This window comes from Myceligenerans halotolerans (assembly GCF_054782975.1).
Genome location: NZ_BAAGRL010000057.1, coordinates 1 through 18807 on the forward strand (window position 1 = coordinate 1; position 18807 = coordinate 18807).

Annotated in this window: 15 protein-coding genes; 5 read left to right on the forward strand and 10 right to left on the reverse strand. The window is 72.2% G+C overall.

Annotation, left to right across the window (positions count from 1 at the left end):
- Positions 1 to 208: 208 nt before the first annotated feature.
- The gene (locus tag ACYVK5_RS23930) at positions 209 to 670 is read left to right on the forward strand and encodes a VOC family protein (RefSeq protein WP_460708488.1); all 462 of its coding nucleotides are present in this window, start codon (positions 209 to 211) and stop codon (positions 668 to 670) included.
- Positions 671 to 954: 284 nt separating this feature from the next.
- Complete coding sequence (locus tag ACYVK5_RS23935; RefSeq protein ID WP_460708489.1) at positions 955 to 3225, forward strand: restriction system modified-DNA reader domain-containing protein; 2271 nt, start codon at positions 955 to 957, stop codon at positions 3223 to 3225.
- 16 nt (positions 3226 to 3241) lie between these two features.
- Here the strand turns inward: ACYVK5_RS23935 and ACYVK5_RS23940 are convergent, their stop codons facing one another.
- The 5 genes from ACYVK5_RS23940 to cofD all read right to left on the reverse strand — a co-directional run bounded on the left by ACYVK5_RS23940 (position 3242) and on the right by cofD (position 9264).
- The gene (locus ACYVK5_RS23940; RefSeq protein ID WP_460708490.1) at positions 3242 to 4201 is read right to left on the reverse strand and encodes a zinc-binding dehydrogenase; all 960 of its coding nucleotides are present in this window, start codon (positions 4199 to 4201) and stop codon (positions 3242 to 3244) included.
- 28 nt (positions 4202 to 4229) lie between these two features.
- Entirely contained in the window at positions 4230 to 5447 is a 1218-nt protein-coding gene (locus ACYVK5_RS23945; protein ID WP_460708491.1) for a YncE family protein, read from the reverse strand.
- A 194-nt stretch (positions 5448 to 5641) separates the two neighbouring features.
- Positions 5642 to 6889 carry a glycosyltransferase gene (locus ACYVK5_RS23950; RefSeq protein WP_460708492.1) on the reverse strand — a complete coding sequence of 416 codons (1248 nt, stop codon included), beginning with the start codon at positions 6887 to 6889 and terminating at the stop codon, positions 5642 to 5644.
- A gap of 405 nt (positions 6890 to 7294) precedes the next feature.
- The gene (locus ACYVK5_RS23955) at positions 7295 to 8191 is read right to left on the reverse strand and encodes a 2-phospho-L-lactate guanylyltransferase (RefSeq protein WP_460708493.1); all 897 of its coding nucleotides are present in this window, start codon (positions 8189 to 8191) and stop codon (positions 7295 to 7297) included.
- Positions 8188 to 9264, reverse strand: coding sequence for a 2-phospho-L-lactate transferase (gene cofD / locus ACYVK5_RS23960; protein ID WP_460708494.1), 1077 nt, complete (start codon positions 9262 to 9264; stop codon positions 8188 to 8190). Before cofD ends, ACYVK5_RS23955 begins: the two co-directional genes overlap by 4 nt.
- A 207-nt stretch (positions 9265 to 9471) precedes the next feature.
- On the opposite strand from cofD, the gene ACYVK5_RS23965 reads away from it, so the two are divergent.
- Complete coding sequence (locus tag ACYVK5_RS23965; protein WP_460708495.1) at positions 9472 to 9795, forward strand: thiamine-binding protein; 324 nt, start codon at positions 9472 to 9474, stop codon at positions 9793 to 9795.
- Positions 9796 to 9924: 129 nt separating this feature from the next.
- Here the strand turns inward: ACYVK5_RS23965 and ACYVK5_RS23970 are convergent, their stop codons facing one another.
- Positions 9925 to 10902 carry an aldo/keto reductase gene (locus ACYVK5_RS23970; protein ID WP_460708496.1) on the reverse strand — a complete coding sequence of 326 codons (978 nt, stop codon included), beginning with the start codon at positions 10900 to 10902 and terminating at the stop codon, positions 9925 to 9927.
- 243 nt (positions 10903 to 11145) lie between these two features.
- Here ACYVK5_RS23970 and ACYVK5_RS23975 point away from each other — a divergent pair, with 243 nt between their 5' ends.
- Entirely contained in the window at positions 11146 to 11922 is a 777-nt protein-coding gene (locus ACYVK5_RS23975) for a hypothetical protein (RefSeq protein WP_460708497.1), read from the forward strand.
- A 92-nt stretch (positions 11923 to 12014) separates the two neighbouring features.
- Here the strand turns inward: ACYVK5_RS23975 and ACYVK5_RS23980 are convergent, their stop codons facing one another.
- A complete protein-coding gene (locus ACYVK5_RS23980; protein ID WP_460708498.1) occupies positions 12015 to 15101 on the reverse strand; it encodes an FAD-binding and (Fe-S)-binding domain-containing protein in 3087 nt (1028 codons plus the stop codon).
- Positions 15102 to 15266: 165 nt separating this feature from the next.
- Here ACYVK5_RS23980 and ACYVK5_RS23985 point away from each other — a divergent pair, with 165 nt between their 5' ends.
- On the forward strand, positions 15267 to 15896 hold the full coding sequence (locus ACYVK5_RS23985; RefSeq protein ID WP_460708499.1) for a nitroreductase family protein: 630 nt from the start codon (positions 15267 to 15269) through the stop codon (positions 15894 to 15896).
- A gap of 133 nt (positions 15897 to 16029) precedes the next feature.
- Here ACYVK5_RS23985 and ACYVK5_RS23990 read toward each other — a convergent pair whose 3' ends face one another.
- The 3 genes from ACYVK5_RS23990 to ACYVK5_RS24000 all read right to left on the reverse strand — a co-directional run bounded on the left by ACYVK5_RS23990 (position 16030) and on the right by ACYVK5_RS24000 (position 18658).
- A complete protein-coding gene (locus tag ACYVK5_RS23990) occupies positions 16030 to 16473 on the reverse strand; it encodes an OsmC family peroxiredoxin (RefSeq protein WP_460708500.1) in 444 nt (147 codons plus the stop codon).
- A gap of 48 nt (positions 16474 to 16521) precedes the next feature.
- Complete coding sequence (locus tag ACYVK5_RS23995) at positions 16522 to 18012, reverse strand: hypothetical protein (protein ID WP_460708501.1); 1491 nt, start codon at positions 18010 to 18012, stop codon at positions 16522 to 16524.
- Between the two features lie 91 nt (positions 18013 to 18103).
- Positions 18104 to 18658 (reverse strand): RNA polymerase sigma factor, encoded by a 555-nt coding sequence (locus ACYVK5_RS24000; RefSeq protein ID WP_460708502.1) that lies wholly within the window; start codon positions 18656 to 18658, stop codon positions 18104 to 18106.
- Positions 18659 to 18807 lie beyond the last annotated feature (149 nt).

Sequence of the window (18807 nt, forward strand, 5' to 3'; positions counted from 1 at the left end):
CTGCGTCAATCCGGACGCGAACACGACCTATGGCCCGCACCACAAACCTGACGCACACCCGCTCCGCCATTCCGGTCGTCGATGTCAGTGTCCCGGCCTAACGTGGAACCGGGCCGGCCACACCGATGAGTCGACGAGGTCTCGCTGGTCCATCCTGCGTCACTATCCGCACGACGCCGTCGGACACCGGCGGTCCGAGGAGACGATCATGACCAAGCTCAACCCCTACCTCAGCTTCAAGACCGAGGCCCGCGCGGCGCTCGAGTTCTACCAGTCCGTGCTCGGCGGCGACCTGAACATCAACGTCTTCGGAGAAATGCCGATGCCGGGCATGGAGGACGCGGACGGGAACCTCGTCATGCACGGCCAGCTCGACGCCCCGAACGGCCTCACCCTCATGGCAGCCGACTCCCCCGGCATCGAGGGCATGCCGCCGTACGTGGCGCCGACCGCCGGCGTCACCGTCGCACTCACCGGCTCGTCCGCGGACCACGAGTACATCGCCGCGGCCTTCGGCAAGCTGTCCGACGGCGCGAGCGACGTCATGCCGTTCGAGAAGGCCCCGTGGGGCGACTTCTACGGTCAGCTCAAGGACAAGTTCGGCATCGCCTGGATGTTCGACGCCAGCACGCCGGAGAGCGAAGCCGCGATGGCCGCTCAGCAGGGCTGACATCCGCCCACCGCGAGGCCCTGCCCGGGGCCGCCCGGCACGTGCGTGCCGGGCGGCCCCGGCCCGCGTCCCCGCCGGTTCACGGCGGGCAGGAGCGAGCCCGGAACCGAGGGCATAGCATCGCGACGACGGGCCATGGGCCACGAGATCTGCGCCCCGCATGCGGGTGACAAGCGTCACGGGACCTTCACCGGGACGTGTTTCAGGTCACCACAGCATGCGCCGTAAGATTTTGCGGACCGTGGTCATCGGGACCATGGCCGAGGATCCGGGGGAACGCCGCTATGCCACTGTTCGAGGTCGACGCCACGCGGCCCTTCCTCGTGCAGAGTTCGGGGAGCGGCGCGGGGGACGAGCCGGGTGTCCACACCTCGGCGCATCGTGTGGTCGAATCGCATATCGACGGCCTCCTCGGGGAGCAGGTGTTCCCCGTCGCCCAGGGCTCCGGGCCCGACGAGCCGCACCTCCTGGCGCTCGACGCCTCTGGCCTTCCGGTCGTGGTGGAACTGGTCGGGGACCTCGACAAGTCGACGCTGACCCGTGCCCTGGACCACGCCGGCGCCGCCGGGCGCCTCACCCGGGGCGAACTGGCCTCGCGGTACCACGGCGGTCAGCACAGCTTCGCGCACGACGTCGCCGACTTCTACGACAGCGTCCCGATCACGCAGTCGAGCAGCCCCAAGAGCGGCGGTGGCGCGCGCCTCATCATCATCTGCCAGAACGCGCCCCAGGAGATCCTCAACGCCGTCGACTTCCTGCGCCAGCCCACCATGCCGGTGGAGGTGCTGAAGATGGACGTGGTCAAGTCCGACGACGGCCGCCGCTTCCTCGACGTGTCCCCCCTGGTCATCCATCTCCCACCGGGTCTGCCGTCGCCGCGCCAGGCGGACCGCGGCTCGATCACGCGGGGGAACACGCCGGATCATGTGACACCGGAGCCCGTCGCGTCCGCACCGATGTTCACCTCACGGTCGAAGAGCGCGGACGCCGACCCCTTCGCCGAGGGTGTCAAGGTCGGCTACGCGCTGACGGGGAAACTGCCCGTGGTGGCGCGCGAGTCGAGGGCGTCCCGTCAGTCGGCGAACGCTGCCGCCGAATCGGCGGGATCACCGGTCTCGGAGCCGACGGCGGCCGCCCCCTCGCCATCGGCACGCGGCGGCAACCAGGCCCGCGGGCTGCGCAGGTCGCTCGCACGCGGTGGCGAGACGCCGTCCGCGGAGAGCGCTCCGGGTGCCGACAACGGCCGGCCCCTCCCGCCGAGCCGCTCCGCGCGCCGCGCGATGGCCGAGCAGGACGCGGCGGCGCCGTCGAGCGGCTCCACTCCCGCGCCGCTCTTCGCCGAACGTCCCGGCCCGGCGGGTGGGCAGGTGTCCGCGCCGACCCCGATGCCGGCTCCGGCACCCGCCGAGGAGGCCGACCCGTCCGTTCCGTCGTCGGACACGCTTCCGCGGGTTCCGAAGCCGGCGCCGGTCCGACGCCGGTCCCGCAGGGACCGTTTCTCGTCCGCGCCGGACGAAGGCCCGACGGGGCAGGCAGCACCTGCGCCGGAGGATCCCGCGCCGTCGATCCTGTCGGCCGGTCCGGCCCCGCACGAGCCGGACGATCCCGAGATGACGGTGATCCGGCCGCCCTCCTCGGCCTCGATCTACGGGGAGGACACTCCGGCCGGCGACGCAGGGTTCACTGCGCACTCCCCGGTCCCGCCGCCCCCCGCGCCCGGGGTACCGGCTCCGAGCGTGCCCGCTCCTGCCCCGGACGAGAACCTGTGGCAGCCGGGGGCGTACTCGAGCACCGCGTATCCCGCGGCGTCGCCCGCACCGGAGGAGCCCTACTCCTCGGCGATGACCCCGCCCCCGGAACCCCTGGCCCCTGGGGGGCCGATCGACTCCGTCACCCAGGACCCGACCTTTCCGGCGTTCGACGAGGTGCACCCGAGCGGGGGTCTCGGGCCGATCGACTCGGCGCCGTTCGTGCCGCCCGTCATCGACAGCCAGTGGCAGGACTCCGGGTACACGCCGGACGCCGGGTACGGACAGGAGGCGGCGTACGCCGGCGCGCCCGGACAGGAGCAGGTGTACGACTGGTCCGCGGACCCGAGCTTCGGCCAGCCCCAGCCCGGGCTTCCCGCGTCGCCGGACTACCCGCCCGCACCGGACGCACAGGGGAGCTACCTGTCGCCCGTACCCGCCGCGCAGCCCCCTTTCCCGAACCAGGCGCCCGAGGCGCAGATCCCGCCCGTCCCGACGGACGAGAGCATCCGCGCGAACACGCCCGGACTGTTCGACGAGGAGGAGGACCCGGACCTGGAGGCGCTGGCCCGCAGCTTCGGCGCGCCCACGCGCATCGTCTGGTCCCGCCCCCGGCGCAGCCAGCACCACGAGGCGGTGCTCCACCCGAACGGGGTGATCGAGCTGGCCGACGGCGGCCAGTACCGCCACCCGGACACCGCGGCGACGGCGGCCTCCGGCTCGTACACGGCCGACGGCTGGAGTGTCTGGAGGGTGGGCGAGCAGGGGCCGAGCCTGACGGAGGCGTACCAGCAGCGGTTCGTCTGATCTCGTCTCCGACTGCCTACACCGTGATGACCAGCTTGCCGAACTGGGTGCCGGACAGGAGTCTCGCCATGGCTTCTGAGGTGTTCTGCAGTGGGTGGACCGAGTCGATCAGGGGAGTGATGCCCTTGGTGGACACGAAGTTTGCCAGGGCCGCCAGGTCGTCGCGGGAGCCCATCGTGACTCCCTGAACCCGGATCTCCTGGAAGAAGATCCGCGTCAGCTCGGCCGGCGACGCGTCGCCCGACGTCGCCCCGCACACCGCGATCGTCCCGCCCGGGCGGACCGAACGCACCGAGTGCTGCCACGTCGCCTGCCCGACGGATTCCAGCACGACGTCGACCCGCTTCGGCAGGCGCTCACCCGGAGCCACCGCGGCGGCGGCGCCGAGGGAGATCGCCCGCTCGCGCTTCTCCGCGGAGCGCGAGGTCACGAACACCTCGAGGCCAGCCGTGGCCCCCAGCAGGACGGCTGCCGTGGACACGCCGCCGCCGGCCCCCTGGATCAGGACACTGTCGCCAGGGGCGAGGCCGCCGACGGTGAACAGCATGGTGTAGGCGGTGAGCCACGACACCGGGAGGCATGCGGCCTCCTCGAAGGAGAGGCCGGCCGGCTTCGGGACGAGGTTCGCGGTCGGGACGGCGACCCGTTCCGCGAGCGTGCCCGGGTAGTGCTCGCTCAGCAGCGTGCGGCGCTCGCGCGGCCCCACGCCGTGCCCGTCCGCGCCGATCACGCCGTGCACGATGACCTCGGTGCCGTCGGGCGCGATGCCGGCCGCGTCCGTGCCGAGGATCATGGGGAGCTGCTCCGCGCGCAGTCCGACGCCGCGCAGGGACCAGACGTCGTGGTGATTGAGACTCGCCGCGCGCACGTCGACCGTGGTCCAGTGCTCCCGGGCCGCGGGCTCGGGGGCGTCACCCACCTCCAGGCCGTCGAGCGGGGTGTCGGACGAGAACGAGGTCACGAACGCGGCAAGCATGCGGACAACCTATCTGTCGGGCGGGCGGTCACCAGTCGGACGGCACGTGGCCCAGGCGGATCCTCTGCGGGTGGTCGCCGACCTGCGTGGACGCGATCTTCTCACCGGTGGTGAAGTCGATCGACGTCACCTGGTCCGCGCCGGACTCGGACACCACGCACGCGCGCCCGTCGCCGGTCACGGTGGCCCAGTACGGCTTGTCGACCTCCACGAGCGGCCCCTCGGAGAAGGTCTCGCGGTCCACGATCACCGCGTAGTCGTCCATGGTGCCCGCCACGCACAGGTGCTCGCCGCTCGGCTGCATGGTCAGGCCGTGATGCCGTGAGTCGTTGACCATGTCGGTGCGGCCGCCGTCGAACCTCTCGGGGAGCGTGTGCTGCCGGGTGACGCTGTCCGAGGCGACGTCGTACTCGAAGAAGCCGTTGTAGAACGAGACCTGGAAGTAGAGCTTCGACTCGTCCGGGCTGAACGCGGCGGGACGGACGGCGTCGGACCAGCCGTCGGCGGCCGGGAGGCCGAAGTCGTCCAGCCGGTCGCGCATGTCGATCTCCTGGACGACGTCGAACGTTTCCGCGTCGGCGACGGTGATGACGCGGTCGCCCTTGGCGAAGTCGAGCCACGGCGCGTCGAGGTCGTTGTTCACCTCGCCGATCGACATGTTCCAGATGTGGCCGTCGGCGGTGAACACGTTCTCGTGCGGCTTGTCGCCGCCTGCGAAGGAGCCGATCTCCGCACCGGTGGCGACGTCGAGCACGTGCACGCGGTTGCCCGTCGAGGCGGAGACCGCGACGCGGGTCCCGTCCGGGGAGAGCGCCATGTGGTCCGCGCGGAAGCCGTCCACCCGGAACCGCCAGCCGATCTCGCCGGTGCGTACGTCGATCGAGACGACGTCGGCGAAGCTCGGCCGGGAGACGACGACGGCGGACCCGTCCGGGGTGGAGTACATGTCGTCGGCGAACTGGTCGTGTCCCTCGCCGACGGTCTCCCGGATGCCGAGGAAGAACGCCAGCCAGATCGGGTTCCAGTAGATCTCGGACATCCGCTCGTCCCGGTCGGGGATGACGTTCAGCTCGCCGAGCGGCGACAGCGACGCGTCCGACGTGACGACCGACGCCGTGCCGTCCCAGTTGTTCGCGACGAACAGGACCTCTTGTGGCGGCGGATCGGCGTGCGCGGGCACCGCCGAGCCCGTGAGCAGGAGCGTCGCGGCGGCGAGGGCGGGAAGGAACCGGGTGCGCGTGGCCATGCGGGCATCTCCTCGGCGTTGAGGTGAGTGGGCAGGGGCCACGTTACTGCGGTTGCGATCAGTAGGGAATGGGCCCGGCGAGCTGACCTGCACGGAAGCGGAGCACGGAGATGGAGCCGGGAGGTGCCGGCCCGCGTGCGATCACCTGCGGTCCGGGCGGCGGCAGCCAGGTCGGCTCGCGACCCCTCCGGTGCTCAGCCCGCGATCTCCTCCAGCACACGGACGCCTTCCCCGACCCCGTCCTCGCCGCGGATCGCCTCCCCCAGCGCGGCGGCGCGGCGGGCGTAGCCCGCGTCCCCGACCAGTTCGGTCAGGCTCCCGGCCAGCCCGGAAGCGAGCTTCCTCCGCGACAGCGGCTCCGGGCCCGCGCCGATGCGGTGCACCTGGGCGCCCCAGAACGGCTGGTCGCCGAGGAACGGAACGATCAGGCTCGGCTTCCCCGCACGCAACCCGGCCGCCGTCGAACCGGCTCCGCCGTGGTGCACCACCGCGGCCGTCCGAGGGAACAGCCAGTCGTGGGGCGCGCCCTCGATGACGAGCACGTCGTCCGACGGCGCGTCGCCCGGCTCGATTCCGCCCCACCCCGTGGCGACGATCCCCCGCAGGCCGGTGGCCGCGAGCGCCCCCAGGATCGCGTCGCGCCGCTGGTCGGCGCCCTTGCCGAAGCCCATCGAGCCGAACCCGACGTAGACGGGCGGGTCGCCCGCGGCGAGGAAGTCGGTGAGCCGTGCGGGAGGTTCCCAGGCGCCGTCGTCGTCCAGGAAGAAGTAGCCGGTGACGTGGGCCGACGGCGGGTAGTCCGCGGGGATCGGCACGACGTGACGGCTGTACGGGTAGAGCGTGTGGACGGGCGACCCGTCGGGGTTCCGCAGCGGGTCGGCGAAGCGGCCGGTCTTGGTGGTGAGTCCTGCCCGCTGCCGGAAGTCGTTGATCATGCCGCCGTACATGACCGTCGCCATGCGGTTGAAGCGGTAGGTCGCGCGGTTCCCCCAGACACCGAAGGAGGCGCCGCCGAGGAACGGAACCGGGTAGGCGCCCGTGGGCGTGTAGAACGGCAGGGGGATGGAGAGGACGCCAGGGACGGCCAGCGCCTCGGCGATGTGCGGCCCGGCCAGGCACTTCGGGTGATAGACGACGACGTCCGGGCGCGCCGCACGCGCGGCGTCCCAGGTCTCGGCGATGTGCTCGCGCATGGCGGACTTCATGATCCCGAGCGTCCTGAGGGCGTCGCGCGGGCCGCTGAGTTCCGGCATGACGTCCTGGACGAGGCGAAGCATCTCGGAGCCGGCGGGGTGAAGGGTGATGGCGCCCGGGACCAGGTCGGCGAAGGCGTCCGGGACGGCGAGGGTGACGTCGTGGCCGGCGCGGGCGAGCCCGCGGGCCAGCGCGGCGTACGGCTGGATGTCGCCGCGGGTGCCGAAGGACATGATGAGCGCGTGCACGGGTGCCTCCCAGGCTCGACGGACGAGACGCCGACCAGGCTTCCCGGCACACCGCTGACCAGGCTATCCGAGTGTGGCCGCGCGTGGCGGGAATCCCCCGGCAGGGCCTGGCGGAGCTGACCACGGTGCGGATACGGATCCCGCCGCATCAACCAGAGTTATTGCTGATCATCAAGCGGCCACTGTTGCGTATACGCAACAGGTCATCCCTAATCTCAGTGATCAAATAGCGGACTGGTGAGAACCGTGGTCTGCTTTGTGGCATGACAAATGCAACGAGGGACGCGGTCGAGCCGACCGGGTTGGTCGAACTGGTCGAGCAGATCAAGGAGCGAGTCCGGACAAGGTCATCGCCGCGGAGCTCGAGCAACGGGCCGCCGCAGACCGCGACGAGGTCGACAGTTCTCAGTGGGACGGGAATCGGGCGTAGCGGCCGACGGCGGAGCGGACGGCGTCGGGGAGCTCGTTCCAGTCGTCGACCGTGTCGAGGTCGACGGCGGTGGCCGGGTTGCTGATCGTCACCGCCCGGAGTCCCAGCCGCGCTGCCTCGGCCTCGTGGGCGGCACGGCTGTCCGGCCCGAACTGGAAGCGGAACCCACGCTCTGCGCTGGGTGCGCCCAGGAGCAGCAGGTTGGTCCCGCGACCCACTCTGTCAGTGGCGATCACGACGTCAGCGGGATGCGGTCGGCCCGATGTCGCATCGCCGTCCGACCCCGATGGCAGACGGTCGGCCAGATCCGACGACGCACGGCCGACCGCCGGATACCAGGTGGCCTGTCGCTCGGGGTGCCGACCGCTCGGACGTCCTGCCGGCCACATCACCAGGTCCGTGATATCACCCGGGGTGAGCGCGGGGAGATCGGCGTGGGCGACCAGCAGGGAGTGGGGCACGGCGTCGCCCGGCACGGCTTGGATGCCGCGAAGCGCGGCGCCGGTGCGGCCAAGTGCAGCGTCGGCGCCGCCGGGCCCGGTCTCCCGCAGGCGTGATCCGAGGGCTCTCCGGGCCGCGTCCAGTGCGGCGTTCAGCCCCGGCCGGTCCGGTGGCTGAGCCAGGAATGCCAGGTCGCCGACGTCGGACAGCTCGCCGAGCGCCGACCGCGCGAACCCGATATCCGCCGTGACCACCACGACCCCGTCCACCTGCGGTGTCGCCAGCAGCGTGCCGACCACGTGCTGGGCCAGCACGGTGATCAGGGCGCGGCGGGCATCGTCGTCCAGGACGGACGCGAGCCGGGACTTGCCGGAGACGCCGTCGCGCAGGGGGACGACGGCGGTGACGCCCGGGACCTCGGGACGGTTCACGCGGATTTCCCGAGCAACTCCCGCGCGAGCCGTTCCCGGCCCACGGAGCCGCCCATGATCGTGTCGGTGACCATGACCTCGAAGCCGAGATCCGCGATCGGCCCGGCGAGGTGGGCGTCGCGCTCGTCGACGCACATCACGTCCACCAGGCCGGTGTACAGCCGGGCCACCCCCAGCGCCGACACCTCATGACCCAGCGACTCCAGGATCTGCGCGGCCGGGCCCTTGATCGCGGCACCGCCCACGATGGGGCTGACAGCGATACGGCGCGCGCCCGTCCCGGTCAGGGCATCACGCACGCCGGGTACCGCGAGGAGTGGATCGATCGACAGGAAAGGGTTCGACGGCGCCAGTAGCACCGTCTCGGCCTCGGCCAACGCGTCGATCACGCCCGGCGCGGGATGCGCCGCCTCCGCGCCCTCGAAGTGCAGCGCGAGCACCTCGTCGGCGTGCTGGTGGCCCACGAAGTACTCCTGGAAGCCGAGCCGGCCCGACGGGGTGTCGACCATCGTCGCCAGCGGATCGTCCGTGACGGGCACGATCGCCGGCCGCACCCCGAGCGAGGCCGCGATCCGCGCCGTCACCTCCGACAGCGGTGAGCCGGAGCGCAGCTGTGCCGTCCGCACGATGTGCGTCGCCAGATCCTTGTCGCCGAGCGTGAACCACGTGTCCTCGCGGAGCCGGGCCATCTGTTCGAGCGTCGCGTACGACTCCCCGCGCAGGCCCCAGCCACGGTCCTCGTCGTTCAGCCCGGCGAGCGTGTACACGACGGTGTCGATGTCAGGGGATATCCACAGGCCGTGCAACTCGGTGTCGTCGCCGACGTTCACGACGACGGTGAGGGGGTGCGGGCGTTCCGCCGGTCGCTGGGGTTCCGGATCGCGCCGCTCCGGATGCCGGGGCTCCGGGAGCTCCAGATGCCCGAGTTCCGATTGCGGGAGTTCCGGTCGCTGAGGGTTCGCGGCGTCGATGCCCGACGTCGGCTCGCCGGACGACGGTCGCAGCGCCAGGTCTAGACCGTGCGCGAGGCGGGCACCGCCGACCCCGCCGGCCAGGAGAGTCACTCGTTCCACGGGGTCGAGCCTATGCGCCCGCGCGGGCGAGCGATGCGGTCGGCAGGTTGTCGCGCGGTCGGCAGGTTGTCGTGAAGTCGGCAGCTTGTCGTGAAGTCGGCAGCTCAAGGGACCGACTTCACGACATCGGGCCGACCATATCTGCCAGCGCGAGCGGCACGGCCGGTCGGACAGCTCACGCCGGCCCTCCGTGCCACGATGGACGGCATGGCTCTCTTCGCGTTCTCCGTTGCTCCGATGACCCCGGACGAGTCCGTCTCCGACGCGGTGGCCGAGGCCGTCCGCATCGTGCGGGAATCCGGCCTGCCGAACCGCACCACCTCGATGTTCACCGAGATCGAGGGCGAGTGGGACGAGGTGATGCCCGTCATCAAGGCCGCGACCGACGCCGTCGCGGCCGGCGGCCACCGCACCTCGCTCGTCGTCAAGGCCGACATCCGTCCCGGCGCCGAGCCGGGCCAGATCGACAGCAAGATCGCCCGCGTCGAGGAAAAGCTGGCCGCCGACGACCAGTCGCTGGGCCACAGCTGACCAGACGCCGCCCCCACGGCCCGCCCGCCCGGCACACGACCACGCCATTTTGCATGATGGCCGCGCTCCCACCACGCAAAATGGCGTGGTCGCGCGCCGGGCGGCCGGCGGGCCGACTGGTCCTCACAGTCAGGCCGCGTCCAGCCGGGTCCTGGTCTCCTCGTCCAGGTCGAGTTCCGCCGCGCCCAGCAGTTCGTCGAGCTGGTCCACGCTGGACGCGCCGATCACCGGGACCACCGGTACCTCGCCGCCCAGCAGCCAGGCCAGAGCCAGCTGGTTGGGCGTCACGCCGAGTTCTCCCGCCACCTGGCGGAGCACGCGGATCCGCTCGCGCGAGGCCGGGGTGTCGGCGCCGTTGAACAGCGGCTTGTCGTCGCGTGCGAAGACGCCCTGGTGCAGGGGCGAGTAGGCCATCACGGTGAGGCCGGGGCGTCCGTCCACACCGGTCGACCGGGCGTAGTCGAGCAGCTCGGGGCTCGCCCAGTTGGTGCGGATCGGCTGCGGCGCCGGGTACAGATAGGAGTGGCACTGCTGCACGGCCCCGTACGGTGCGACGCCGAGCCGGCGTGCCGCTTCCCGGGCCTCGACCACCCGCCACAGCGCGACGTTGGAGATGCCGGGAATCCCGACCACTCCCTCGTCGACGAGTTTGCCGAACGCGCCGACGGTCTCGTCGAGCGGAGTCTCGCGATCGTCGACGTGCCCGTAGAGCAGGTCGATGTGGTCGATACCCAGGTGACGCAGGCTCTCCCGGGCCTCCCGGTCGACCACCTCGGCCGACAGGCCCTGGAAGTTGGCGCGTGACAGGGGCACGTCAGGGTCCTTCTTGGCCGCACCGAGCTTCGTCGCGATGCGGACCTGGCCGCGGGCCTCGGGCCGTGCCGCGAGCCACCGGCCGATCACGTCCTCGGAGTCCCGCCCGTGGCCGCCGACCCAGGCGTTGTAGTTGTTCGCGGTGTCGAGGAACGTCCCGCCGGCTTCGACGAACCGGTCCAGGATGGCGAACGACGTCGCCTCGTTCGTCCGGGTGCCCATGAACATGGTGCCCAGGCAGAGGGTGGACACCTCGAAGGACGTGTGCCCGTTGTCGAGAGTGCGATAGCGCATGATCTCCTCCTTGAACGCGTTGATCGGGGGGTACGCGACAAGCAGACAACCTGGAGCGCGCTCCAGGTCAAGCAGTGCGCCAGGGAAGGATCACAGCATGCCCGGCAGCTCTCGCCGGGCGCCGGTTCTAGCTGCCGAGGTGCGGGCCCCCCGCCCCGCGGCGGTGCGAAGCGCCACTGCGCCCGGCCTGTGCCATGCTCTATGCGCCAATATGTCCGGCACGTGACCCGCGGAAGGTTGTCCGTGAACGACGACGAGCGCACTGCCCTGAGCGATTCCGCCCGCACGGGCCCCGTCCCGTCGGAGCCCGCCGATCGGCCCCGCCCGGCGAGACGCCGTGTCCGCGACGTCATCGCCTCGCGTGAGGTGATTGCCGCGGTGATCGTCGGCGCCCTGACGGTGGCGTCGACGATCGCCGGCGCCGTCGCGTCGAACTGGCTCGAGGTCCGGCAGACCGTCACCGAGAAGTCGTCGGGCGAACTGTCCGCGGAGGTCGAGAACCTCGAACGACTGCTCGCCGCGTCACAGGACGACGCGAACACGCTCCAGGACCAGGTCGACGCGCTCCGGGACGAGAATGCCCGGCTCGCGGGCGGTTCGTCGTCGGACACGACCGCGTCGGACACCGCCGCGTCAGACCCCGGCTCCACGCCCGCTCCGGACGTCTTCCGCGAGGACGACCACGTCGCCATCTCCGTCGGCTCCTGCCTCGACCTCGACAGCAAGGCCGGCAACTGGGACCTCGTCGTCAACAGCTACGGCCTCGACTACCAACTCGGCCGCGACCTCTGCTACACCACGGATTCGCTCGAAATCCTCGCGATCCGCTTGGTCGACGCCGAGCCGACCCTGGCCGACTGTGCGTCCCAGACCCTGGTCAAGGGCAAGGAGCTCGGTCCTCGCGACATCCGCGACGGCCTCTGGCTGTGCGGCCAGACCGACGAGGAGCGCACGGTGTCGGTCGGCATCCTCGAAGCCACCGACGACGACATCACGATGCGGATCCGCGTCTGGAAGTAAGGCCCGTGCCCGCGGCAGCGATCACCTGATCGTTCACCGCCGTCGGCCCCCACCGGCCGGCTCCGAGGCCGGCCGGAGCCAGGCGCCACGCCCTACAACCGCTCCGCGATCAGCTCCACCAGAGCTTTGCCCTGGACGTCCGCGAGATGGTCCGCCTGGGTGCGGCACGAAAACCCGTCGGCAAGGAACACGTCGCCCGGGGAAGCCGCACGCAGCGCCGGGAGCAGCGCGTTCTCGGCCACCGCCACCGACACGTCGTAGTGGCCCTTCTGCATCCCGAAGTTCCCCGCGAGCCCGCAGCAGCCCGCGAGCTCGTCGATCCGCGCGCCCGCGGAGGTGAGCACCTCGCGGTCGGCCGCGAAGCCCATCACCGAGTACTGGTGGCAGTGCGGCTGCACGACGGCGGTCACGTCCTCCAGCGACGGCACGGCCCAGTCCGGGCTCGGGGCCGGGAGCGGGATCGTGTCCGGCGCGCCCTGACCCGTGAGCAGTTCGGCGACGGTCACCACGGCCCGCGACACCGCGAGCGCCCTCGGGTCGTCGGGGAACAGGTCGACCAGGTCGGAGCGGAGCACGGCCGTGCAGGAGGGCTCCAGCCCGAGGATCGGGATCCCGTTCACCGCGTAGGGCCCGAGCACGCGCAGGAGGTGTTCCAGCCGCCGCCGCGCCCCGTCGAGCTGCCCGGTGGAGATCCAGGTGAGTCCGCAGCAGGCGCCGTCGTCGGGCACCACGGCCTCGTAGCCCATTGCGGTGAGCACGTCGATCGCGGCCTGCGGGACCGACGGTGCCATCGAGTCGCTGAAGGAGTCCGCCCAGAGGACCACCTTGGGCTTCGTGGCGAGCCGCGCCGCGGTCTCGGCCTCGTGGCCGGGCGTGCCGCCCACGCGGAGGCCGGGCACGCCCCCGGTCGCTCCCCCGCGGCGCCACCACTCGCGGAACGGGACCTCGGCGAACTTCACCATCTGGCGGCGGGGGTCCATCCCGCCGGCCCAGAGGACCGTCTGCTGCACCCAGCGCGGCTTCAGCGCCTTGTTGACGAGCCGGGCGAACGGCCCGACGAGCCGGGCCCAGCGGGGCAGCCAGCCGAGCGCGTAGTGGTCGATGGGCCGGATCCGCCCCTGGTAGGTGCGGTGCAGGACCTCGGACTTGTACTGCGCCATGTCCACGCCGGCCGGGCAGTCGGACGAGCACGCCTTGCAGCTCAGGCACAGGTCGAGGGACTCGTGCACCTCGGGCGCGGCGAGGCCGCCCACGAGGTTTCCGTTGACCGCCTCCTGCAGGACGCGCGCGCGGCCGCGGGTGACGTCCTTCTCGTCGCGTGTGGCCTGGTAGCTGGGGCACATGAACGAGGTGGTGGAGCCGCCGGGCTCCGGCACGACCCGGCACTTGCCGACGCCGACGCAGCGGTGCACGGCCGTCGTGAGGTCGTGGTGGTCGTGCGCGAACCCGAACCCGGTGTATCCGGTGCGCGACGACGGTCCGCCGAGCAGCTTCGGAATGGTGCTGATCGAGGGCTTGGCGGACGGCGTCGGCCGGGCTGCGGGACGGCGCAGGTCCTGGTCGACGGCGCGGGGGCGGACCACCACGCCGGGGTTCATGAGGTCGTCCGGGTCGAAGAGCGCCTTGAACCGCTCCATGAGCCGGATCGCCTCGGGCGAGTAGATGAGGGGCAGCAACTCGGAGCGGGCGCGGCCGTCGCCGTGCTCGCCGGACAGCGAGCCGCCGTACTTGGCGACCAGTTCGGCGGCGTCGTGCATGAACGTGCGCAGGATCGATCCCGACTTCTCGAGGGGGATGTCGATCCGCAGGTGGATGCAGCCGTCGCCGAAGTGCCCGTACGGGAGCCCGTCCACGCCGTACCGGTCCATGAGGGCCTGGAGGTCGCGCAGGTAGTCCCCGAGCTTCTCGGGCGGGACGGCGGAGTCCTCCCAGCCGGGCCACGCCTGCTCGCCCGCGGGGGTGCGGCCGGCCAAGCCGGCGCCGTCGGCCCGGATCTGCCACATGCGTGCCGCGTCGGGCCCGGCGGGCAGGACGGCGGTGTCCAGGGCCGACGACGCCGCCGCGATGGCCTGTGCCCGCCCGAACGCCTCCTCCTGGGTGTCGCCGCCGACCTCGATCATCAGCCAGCCCGCGCCGTCGGGCAGGTCGGGCACGGACTGGGCGCCCTTCGCCCCGCGGACGACGTCGACCAGCCGCGCGTCCAGGCCCTCGATGGCCAGGGGGTCGAAGTGGAGGAGGGCGGGGACGTCGTCGGCGGCGGTCGCCATGTCGGGGTAGCCGAGCACGACGAGCGTCGGGGTGCTCGGGAGCGGCACCAGGGACAGCGTCGCCTCGCACACGGTAACGAGGGTGCCCTCGGTGCCGACGAGGGTGCGGGCCAGGTTGGAGCCGTTCTCCGGGAGGAGATGCTCCAGCGAGTAGCCGCTGACCTGGCGGCCGAACCGGCCGAACTCCGTCCGGATGAGCGCGAGGTTGTCCCGGACGAGCTCCTTGAGGCCGGGCACGGCCGTGAACTCGGGGTCCCCGGCGCCGGCGACGAAACGGCGGCCGCGCCCGTCGATCACGTCGAGCGAGACGACGTTGTCGGCCGTGCGGCCGTACGCCACGGCGTGCGGGCCGCAGGCGTTGTTGCCGATCATGCCGCCGAGGGTGGCGCGGTTCTGCGTGCTCGGGTCCGGGCCGAACCGCAGGCCGTGCGGCTTCGCCGCAGCCTGGAGCACGGACATGACCGTGCCGGGCTGCACGCGCGCGGTGCGTGCTTCCGGGTCGATGTCGAGGACGTCGCCGAGGTGGCGCGAGAAGTCGAGCACGACGCCGGTCCCTACGGAGTTGCCCGCCACGGAGGTACCCGCGCCGCGGGCGGTGACGGGCACCTCCAGTTCGCGCAGCACCTCCCGCGCGGCGGCGACGTCGTCGGACGACTCGGGGAAGACCACCATCTCCGGGACGACGCGATAGTTCGACGCGTCCGTGGAGTACTCGGCGCGGCGGCGTGCGGAGTGGTCGACCTGGCCGCTGACGACGGTGCGCAGCGCGGCGGCGACCGCGTCCCGGGCGATCGCGGCGGCGTCCTGGGCCTCGGCCTCGGCCGCGAGCCGGGTCTCCTCCTCGGCGATCCGGCCGGCAGTCGTGACGTCGGCGTCGGCAGGAACCTGGGCGCGGCGAGTCTGCGGGGGCACGACGGCGATTGTCCCACTCCGAGCGGCCAGGTGTGGCACGGTCCACGTGGGTGCTGCTCCAGCCGCTCCGTCCCGAAGCGGTCATCCGTGGACGTGAACGGCGTCGTACATCGACGAGCGGCCCCGCGAACTCATCGCCCGGCGGAACGCGGCAGGATGTCCTCCATGGAGTTCCAGGAGGTCGTCCGCCGGCGGCGCATGCATCGCCGGTTCACCGGAGAGCCCGTCGCGGCGGGGGCCGTGGACCGGATGCTCCGCAACGCGGTCCGCGCGCCGAGCGCCGGGTTCAGTCAGGGGTGGGCGTTCGTCGTCCTCGACGAGAAGGAGAACCGCGACCGGTTCTGGACGGCGGCCGTGCCGTCGAACGACACGCGCTCCGACCGCGACATGTCCGCCTGGCTCGCGGGGATGCGCACGGCGCCCGTCGTCGTCCTCGTGCTCACCTCCAAGGACGCCTACCTGCGGCGATATGCCGAGAGGGACAAGGGCTGGGAGGATCTCGACGAGTCCCGCTGGCCCGTCCCGTACTGGCACGTCGACGCCGGGATGGCGTCCCTGCTCATCCTGCAGACGGCTGTGGACGAGGGGCTGGGCGCCTGCTTCTTCGGCGTGCCGCCGGGCGAGGCCACGGCCGTCCACGCGGCCCTCGACATCCCGGGCGAATACGAGATCACGGGCGCGATCGCCGTCGGACATCCGACGACGGGAGGCGCGGCGGGCTCACCGACGCGCCGCCCCCGCAAGCCGCTGTCGGAGGTGGTCCACCGGGGCCGCTTCGCCCGGCGGGCCGACTGACCCGCGGGCAGGCGCCGCGGGCCATGAGCTTGCCTACGGAGCATGAGGCTGCTTACGCCTGAGCCACGTCAGGCGTAAGCAGGCTCATGCTCCGTCAGCGCAAGCCCATGGGCCGGCCACGGAGTCGGCCTGATCAGCCCTCGAACGTGACGTCCAGGGTGATCTCGTCGACCCCGGTGAGTGCCTTCGAGACGGGACAACCGACCTTGGCGGCCTCCGCCGCGGCCTTGAAGCCGGCCTCGTCCACGCCGCTGGCGTAGCCGCGCACGGTCAGCGCAATGGCCGAGATCCGGAAACCACCGGCCGGGTCCGGCGTGAACGTGACGTCGGCGCCGACCTCGATCTGCTCCGGCGTGGCGCCGGCGTTGCCGAGTTCGCCGGAGAACGCCATGGAGAAGCACGAGGAGTGCGCGGCCGCGATCAGCTCCTCGGGGCTCGTGACGCCTTCGGCATCCTCGCCGGCGCGGCGCGGCCAGGACACGTCGAACGTCGCGGTGCCCGACGACGTGAGCTCGACCTGACCCGATCCTTCCAGGAGGGTGCCGTTCCAGGCGGTGCGGGCGGTACGGACTGACATTGGAGCTCCTTCTGCTCGGTGATTGCGCAGTCCGAACCTATCCCGTGGTCACCGCCCCGCGAAGTCCAGAAGGTCGTCCGCGACGGCGATGACGGACCAGGTCCCGCCGTCGCCCGTCATCTCGTACGCGGGGATCAGCACCACGGCGCCGTCGGTCAGCGTGTGCTGCGCCACGCCGAGCTGCGCGCTCGTGATCGTGACGTCGCGCACCGGCCAGGCGATCGGGGCGCCGGGCTCGAGGGCCGCGGGCGGCCCGTCCGGCGCCGAGCCGTCCGCCTCCTCCGACGACACCGCCGGGTCCAGCGTCCGGACGTTCCCGGGCGTGGCACCGAACCGCGCGTCGCCGAGCCGCTCCACCGCCTCGCGTTCCGAGACCACCGGATAGGCGCCGAGCTCCGTCACCGGTGCCAGGAACCCGTTCAGCGAGACGATGCCGATGTCGGACCCGGTGCCCGACACCGTCGCCGACCACTGCAGCCCCGTCCGCCGGTCGTCGATCCGGTGGAACGCGCTGACGCTGGTGCCCATCCCGCGCGAGTCCGCCTCGAAGTCGAACGCTCCCACGTCGACGCCGAGCGCCTCCATGACGCGGCGCAGCTCGTCGCTCGCCTCCGTCACCGACGGCACCCCCGCGCCACCGTCCAGGCAGGGTGGCGCAACGCCTTCCTTGCTGTCGACCCCGCCCCCGCTGCCGGGAGCCACGTCCGAGGAGTTCTGCTGGGTGCCGGCCTCCTCGTCGCTCGTCGGGTCCTCGGGCAGGGTCGGCTCGGCGATGTCGCAGCGCCACGAGTCCGGCCAGATGCCGTTGAACCAGATCGAGGTCTGTCCGTCGGCGGTGATCCGCAGGTTCGCACCGGACCCGTCGCTCGCGCCGGCCACCCACGCGCCGTCCTCCTGCCGGACGTCGCCGCGCAGGCCCAGCGCGCGCGCCGCGTCCTCCGCCGTCTCCCGCGTGTACGACGCCCGCGCGTCGAGCGTGTACGCGGCCAGTTCGCCCGGGTCGTCGGAGAGTCCCGCGCCCCCGTGGAACACGGTGTGCGAAGGAGCCGGGTAGAGGAACGTGCCCAGGGCCGGTTCCCGGCCGATCTCCTCCTGGGTGTCGGGCGCGACCTCCGCCATGTCCTCCGGCGACGCCTGTTCGGCACCGCCGGACATGGCGTCGTCACCCGCTCTGTCGAGCGCGATCGGTGGTCCCGCCTCGCCCTCGGCGGAACCCGCGTCCTGGCCCGCGGTCTCGATCAGGCCGCCTCCACCCGAGAGCAACCCGTTCGACCCGGCCGCGTACCCGCCGCCGCCGACGGCAAGGAATCCGGCCACCGCGGCCGCCACGAGCCACGGCTGCCGGCGCCGCGACCGCCGTCGGGCGAGTTCGTCCGTCCCTGCGCCGTCCGACGACGAACCGCCGTCGGGCGCGGCCCCGGCCGGAGCGTCCACCCCGATCAGCGCATCCACTTTGGCCCGCAGCACTCCGGCGGCCGGCTCGGGCGCACGGTGCGCGGGGTCGGCGGCACGGAGGCGGTCGAAGGCGTCGTCGTTCATCGCATTCCCTCCGCTACCCGTTCGTGGTCCAGGGGTTTCGTTCCCGGCGGCAGGCTCCTGGCCGTCCTGCTCGTCACCCAGGTTTATGTCATCACGCGTCATGGGCTTGCTCACTTGTGAGCCACGCCTCACGGAGGCGGGAACGGGCACGGGACAGCGCGGCGTCGGCGCCGCCGCGCGAGACGCCCAGGACCTCGGCGAGCGCGTCGCCGTCGAGCCCGTCCCAGGCGACGAGCAGCAGGATGCGCCGGTCGCGAGGACTGAGTGAGGCGAGGACGCCGCGCACGACGTCGTCGTCGACGGCCAGGGTCTCGGGGTCGATGTCGTCCGGTTCGTCCGGGACGACGGCGACCGGCAGCGCGCGGATCTTCCGGCGGTGGTTCGCGAGGACGAACCCGCACGTGCGGTAGAGCCACGGAAGCTCCGCGCCGTCCGGCACGTCGTCGCGACGGCGCCACGCCGTGGCGAGGACCTCAGCCGCGAGGTCCTCCGCGTCACTGGTGCGCGCGCCCCCGGTGGCGGGCAGCCGCCGCACGAAGTAGCGGAACAGGGCCCGGTGGTGCGCGTCGAAGAGCGCGGCGAACCAGGCGTCGTCGTGCGGCGGTCCACCGCCCCCGGGGGCCGGCGACCTGTCGGTGTCCTCCATGCCCCCACTGTGTCGGATACGCCCGACCTCTTGCACTCCTCACACGGCCGATGCGGAATCAGCCGCCGAACCGCAATCTGGGCTCGGCAGCACAACGCCGAACCGCAAGAGGACCCCGCATCGCGCTGCCGAGCCGCAGGGACACGCCG

Excerpts from the sequence above, each read along its gene's own strand:
- ACYVK5_RS23930 (WP_460708488.1), top strand. The coding sequence starts at position 209 with ATGACCAAGCTCAACCCCTACCTCAGCTTCAAGACCGAGGCCCGCGCG.
- ACYVK5_RS23935 (WP_460708489.1), top strand. The coding sequence starts at position 955 with ATGCCACTGTTCGAGGTCGACGCCACGCGGCCCTTCCTCGTGCAGAGT.
- ACYVK5_RS23940 (WP_460708490.1), bottom strand. The coding sequence starts at position 4,201 with ATGCTTGCCGCGTTCGTGACCTCGTTCTCGTCCGACACCCCGCTCGAC.
- ACYVK5_RS23945 (WP_460708491.1), bottom strand. The coding sequence starts at position 5,447 with ATGGCCACGCGCACCCGGTTCCTTCCCGCCCTCGCCGCCGCGACGCTC.
- ACYVK5_RS23965 (WP_460708495.1), top strand. The coding sequence starts at position 9,472 with ATGGCTCTCTTCGCGTTCTCCGTTGCTCCGATGACCCCGGACGAGTCC.
- ACYVK5_RS23970 (WP_460708496.1), bottom strand. The coding sequence starts at position 10,902 with ATGCGCTATCGCACTCTCGACAACGGGCACACGTCCTTCGAGGTGTCC.
- ACYVK5_RS23985 (WP_460708499.1), top strand. The coding sequence starts at position 15,267 with ATGGAGTTCCAGGAGGTCGTCCGCCGGCGGCGCATGCATCGCCGGTTC.
- ACYVK5_RS23990 (WP_460708500.1), bottom strand. The coding sequence starts at position 16,473 with ATGTCAGTCCGTACCGCCCGCACCGCCTGGAACGGCACCCTCCTGGAA.
- ACYVK5_RS23995 (WP_460708501.1), bottom strand. The coding sequence starts at position 18,012 with ATGAACGACGACGCCTTCGACCGCCTCCGTGCCGCCGACCCCGCGCAC.
- ACYVK5_RS24000 (WP_460708502.1), bottom strand. The coding sequence starts at position 18,658 with ATGGAGGACACCGACAGGTCGCCGGCCCCCGGGGGCGGTGGACCGCCG.